This is a genomic window from Geminicoccus flavidas, from assembly GCF_009806515.1.
GTDB classification, from domain to species: Bacteria; Pseudomonadota; Alphaproteobacteria; order Geminicoccales; family Geminicoccaceae; genus Geminicoccus; species Geminicoccus flavidus.
In genome coordinates this window covers 1-4,027 of sequence record NZ_WUJP01000117.1, presented here as the reverse complement: position 1 = coordinate 4,027, position 4,027 = coordinate 1, and the positions used below count along the sequence as shown (strand labels likewise).

Sequence of the window (4,027 nt, the reverse complement as noted above, 5' to 3'; positions counted from 1 at the left end):
GCGTTGCTGGCAAGGTGACGGAGTGGATCATGGCGCGGCGGTTGCGGCTGGGTATCAACGTGGACCACGTGGCGACGGTCAGGAACGCCCGCGGCGGGCGGCATCCTTGCCCTGTGCGGGCCGCGGCCATGGTCAAGGAGGCCGGCGGGGACGGGATCACCGCCCATCTGCGCGAGGATCGCCGTCACATCCGTGACGCGGACGTCGACCGGCTCAAAGACGAGATCGACCTGCCGCTCAATCTCGAGATGGGCGTCACCGACGAGATGCTGGCCATTGCGCTGCGCGTCCTGCCCCATGCCTGCTGCCTAGTGCCCGAGCGGCGCGAGGAGCGCACCACCGAGCACGGGCTGGCGGTGGCTGGGCAGGAAGAGCGGATGGTGCCGTTCGTGGCCAAGCTGAAGGAGGCGGGCATCCGGGTCTCGCTGTTCGTCGATGCCGATCCGCGGCAGCTCATGGCCGCCGCAAAGGTCGGCGCGGACATCGTCGAGATCCATACCGGCGCCTATTGCGACGCGGACGATGCCGGCCGGGCCAGGGAGCTGGCGCGGATCGAGGCGGCGGCCAAGCTCACCACCGAGCTCGGCCTGGAATGCCATGCCGGCCACGGGCTGGACTATGCCACGGTCAACCCGATCGCGCGCATCCCGGCGATGGTCGAGCTCAATATCGGCCATTTCCTGGTGGGCGAGGCGATCTTCCGCGGCTGGCACGGCTCCTTGGGCGAGATGCGTCGGCTGATGGACGAGGCGCGCGGCATCGTGGCCTGAGGCTGGGCCGCACGTGATCCTGGGCCTGGGCAGCGACCTGGTCGACATCCGCCGCATCGAGGCGGCGCTCGCCCGGTTCGGCGAGCGGTTCGTCCGGCGCTGCTTCACGCCCGCCGAGCGCGCCACGGCGGAGGGCCGACTGCGCCGCGTGGAGACCTATGCCAAGCGCTATGCGGCCAAGGAGGCGGTGGCCAAGGCGCTCGGCACCGGGCTGGCGGAAGGCGTGTCCTGGCAGGAGATCGGTGTAGAGAACGAGCCCGGCGGGCGGCCGGTGGTGCGGCTCACCGGCCGGGCGGCGTCGCGGCTCGCCGCGATGACGCCGCCGGGCCATCGCGCCCAGGTCGACCTGACGCTCAGCGACGAGCCGCCGATCGCCCATGCGATCGTGCTGATCTCGGCCGTGCCGCTGCTTCAAGCCGACGCGAGCGTGAGCGCCGAGATGGCAAAACCGCTTGCTTTATCCTAGCGTGTCGGTTCTTCCAGTGCTGCACCCAGGTTTGCGTGGTTCGTCGGTTGCGACTGGTGGACCGTTCCCTGGCAACCTCACGACCTTCCCTGGCCACCATCCGGTCGACCGATGCCCGATCACGTCGCGCTCGAGAAGCGCAAGTCCTCCTCCACCTGGGAAACCGTCAAGACCCTGATCTACGCGATCCTGATCGCGTTGGTGGTGCGCACCTTCCTGTTCGAGCCGTTCAACATCCCGTCCGGCTCGATGAAGCCGACCCTGCTGGTGGGCGACTATCTGTTCGTGAGCAAGTACGCCTACGGCTACAGCCGCTGGTCGTTCCCCTGGGGCATCGTGCCGTTCAGCGGCCGCGTCTTCGGCAGCCTGCCCGAGCGCGGCGACGTCGCCGTGTTCAAGCGGCCGGGCGAGAATGTCGACTACATCAAGCGCGTGGTCGGGCTGCCGGGCGACCGGGTGCAGATGCGCGGCGGCCGCCTGTTCATCAATGGCGATGAGGTGCCGCAGGAGCCGGCCGGCACGTTCAGCGACCTGCACGAGGGCAGCGTCGCCATGTACCGTGAGACTCTGCCCGGGGGGCGGGTCCACAACATCCTGGACCGCTATCCGGATGGCCCGATGGACGACACCCAGGAGTTCCTGGTGCCCGAGGGGCATGTGTTCATGATGGGTGACAATCGAGACAATTCGCAGGATAGTCGTGATCCTAGCCTGGGCTATGTTCCTTTGGAGAACCTGGTCGGCCGGGCCGAGATCCTGTTCTTTTCCACGGATGGTTCCGCCGGATTCCTGGAGCCCTGGGCATGGCCCTTCGCGACCCGCTTCGATCGGCTGCTCACCACGATCCGTTGAACCAGGAGCATAAGCGGGGCGGGGTCGCCTTCGACGAGATCGAGACGGCGCTCGCCTACGGCTTTCGCGAGCGCGGCCTGCTGGAGGAGGCGCTCACCCATGCGAGCGCGGTGCGGCGGGCCGGGCCCAGGCGCAAGGCGCGCCGCTCCAACGAGCGGCTGGAGTTCCTAGGCGACCGCGTGCTGGGCCTGATGGTCGCGCACATGCTGATCGAGCATTTCCGCGACGATCCCGAGGGCACCCTGGCGCTGCGCCAGGACGGGCTGGTCCGGCGCGAGACGATCGCGGAGATCGCCCGCAAGCTCGGGGTGGGCGACTGGCTGGTGGTGGCCAAGAGCGAGGAGGACGGCGGCGGGCGCGACAACCCGGCGATCCTGGCCGACACGGTGGAGGCGTTGATCGGCGCCATCTACCTGGATGGCGGCTGGGCGCCGGCGGAAGCCTTCGTCCGGCGGCACTGGCAGCCCCTGGTGGCGCAGGCGGGCCTGCCCAGCCGCGACCCGAAGACCGCCCTGCAGGAATGGGCGCAGGGGCGCGGCCTGGAGCGCCCGACCTATCAGGTGGTGTCGACCGAGGGGCCGCCGCATGCGCCGACCTTCCAGGTCAGTGCCAGCCTGCCCGATACCGGAGTGGCCGTCGCCTCCGGCCACTCCAAGCGTGCGGCCGAGCAGGCCGCCGCCCAGCTTCTCCTGGAACGCGTGAGCACCCATTCGCCATGACCGCCCCCACCGATTCGCTCGCTGCCTCCTGCGGCTTCGTCGCCCTGGCGGGTGCCCCCAATGCCGGCAAGTCGACCCTCCTGAACCATCTGGTCGGCCACAAGGTCTCGATCGTCACGCCCAAGGCGCAGACCACGCGCCGCCGGGTGATCGGCATCACTATGGTGGGCCAGGCACAGGTCCTGTTCGTCGACACGCCCGGCATCTTTGGCGACCCCAAGCGCCCGCTGGAGCGCGCGATGGTGCGGGCAGCCTGGGACGGGGTGGACGATGCGGACCTGGTGCTGTTCGTGCTGGACGTCGCCAAGGGGCTGAACGCCCAGGCCCGGGCGGTGCTCGAAGGGCTGGTCGGCCGGCACCGGCGGGTCTGGCTGGTGATCAACAAGATCGACATGGTCCGTCCGGACCGCGCACTGCCGCAGATCGCCGAGGCCAACGCGATCCTGCCGTTCGAGCGGACCTTTATCGTCTCCGCACTGACCGGCGACGGCTGTGAGGATCTCCTGGCCGCGGTGGCCGATGCCCTGCCCGAAGGGACCTGGCTCTATCCCGAGGACCAGCTCTCCGACCTGTCGGACCGGGCGCTGGCCGCGGAGATCACCCGCGAGAAGCTGTTCCTGCAGCTCCAGGACGAGCTACCCTACAGCATCACGGTCGAGACCGAGCAGTATCTGGAAAGCCCGGACGGCAGGGAGGTCCGGATCGACCAGGTAATCTACGTGCTGCGCGACAGCCAGAAGGCGATCGTGCTGGGCAAGGGCGGCTCCAGGATCAAGGCGATCGGGCAGGCCGCACGCGAGGAACTGACCAAGCTCCTGGATGCGCGGGTCCATCTGTTCCTGTTCGTGAAGGTCCGGGAATGGACCGACGACCCCGAGCGCTATCGCGAGATGGGGCTGGACAACCGGGGCTGAGTGCGGGACCGGGCAAGTGGAATGGCATGACGAGGGCTTCGTCCTGAGCCGCCGCCGGCATGGTGAGGGCAGCCTCGTGGTCAACGCCTTTACCTTCGAGCATGGCCGCCATGCCGGCCTGGTCCAGGGCGGCGGCTCGCGAGCCCAGGCCCATCTCTGGCAGCCCGGCAACCGGCTGGACCTGGTCTGGCACGCCCGCACCGCGGAGCAGCTCGGCAGCCTGAAGGGCGAGCCCATCCGCCTTCATGCCGCCGACGTGCTGGATGCGCCACTGGAACTGGCCGGACTCACCGCGGCCATGGCGTT

6 protein-coding genes are annotated in these 4,027 nt (G+C 69.1%); all 6 read left to right on the top strand.

Translation table 11 applies throughout. The features are described from left to right. Nucleotides 1-29 precede the first annotated feature (29 nt). A complete protein-coding gene (locus tag EQG76_RS03170; protein WP_159710550.1) occupies nucleotides 30-770 on the top strand; it encodes a pyridoxine 5'-phosphate synthase in 741 nt (246 codons plus the stop codon). Between the two features lie 13 nt (nucleotides 771-783). After that, on the top strand, nucleotides 784-1,236 hold the full coding sequence (gene acpS / locus EQG76_RS03165; protein ID WP_159710548.1) for a holo-ACP synthase: 453 nt from the start codon (nucleotides 784-786) through the stop codon (nucleotides 1,234-1,236). A 111-nt stretch (nucleotides 1,237-1,347) separates the two neighbouring features. Beyond that, on the top strand, nucleotides 1,348-2,088 hold the full coding sequence (gene lepB, locus EQG76_RS03160) for a signal peptidase I (protein ID WP_159710546.1): 741 nt from the start codon (nucleotides 1,348-1,350) through the stop codon (nucleotides 2,086-2,088). Beyond that, nucleotides 2,085-2,807: a ribonuclease III gene (gene rnc / locus EQG76_RS03155; RefSeq protein ID WP_235031183.1), complete on the top strand. Its 723-nt coding sequence runs from the start codon at nucleotides 2,085-2,087 to the stop codon at nucleotides 2,805-2,807. The genes lepB and rnc overlap by 4 nt, the downstream gene beginning before the upstream one ends. Continuing rightward, the gene (era, locus tag EQG76_RS03150; protein WP_159710542.1) at nucleotides 2,804-3,721 is read left to right on the top strand and encodes a GTPase Era; all 918 of its coding nucleotides are present in this window, start codon (nucleotides 2,804-2,806) and stop codon (nucleotides 3,719-3,721) included. Before rnc ends, era begins: the two co-directional genes overlap by 4 nt. 16 nt (nucleotides 3,722-3,737) lie before the next feature. Continuing rightward, nucleotides 3,738-4,027, top strand: a 290-nt coding sequence (gene recO / locus EQG76_RS03145) for a DNA repair protein RecO (protein ID WP_200840513.1), incomplete at its 3' end; no start/stop codon positions are given.

Bases quoted from the DNA above. Each gene is read 5' to 3' on its own strand.
- era (WP_159710542.1), top strand. From the start codon at position 2,804: ATGACCGCCCCCACCGATTCGCTCGCTGCCTCCTGCGGCTTCGTCGCC.
- EQG76_RS03170 (WP_159710550.1), top strand. From the start codon at position 30: ATGGCGCGGCGGTTGCGGCTGGGTATCAACGTGGACCACGTGGCGACG.
- lepB (WP_159710546.1), top strand. From the start codon at position 1,348: ATGCCCGATCACGTCGCGCTCGAGAAGCGCAAGTCCTCCTCCACCTGG.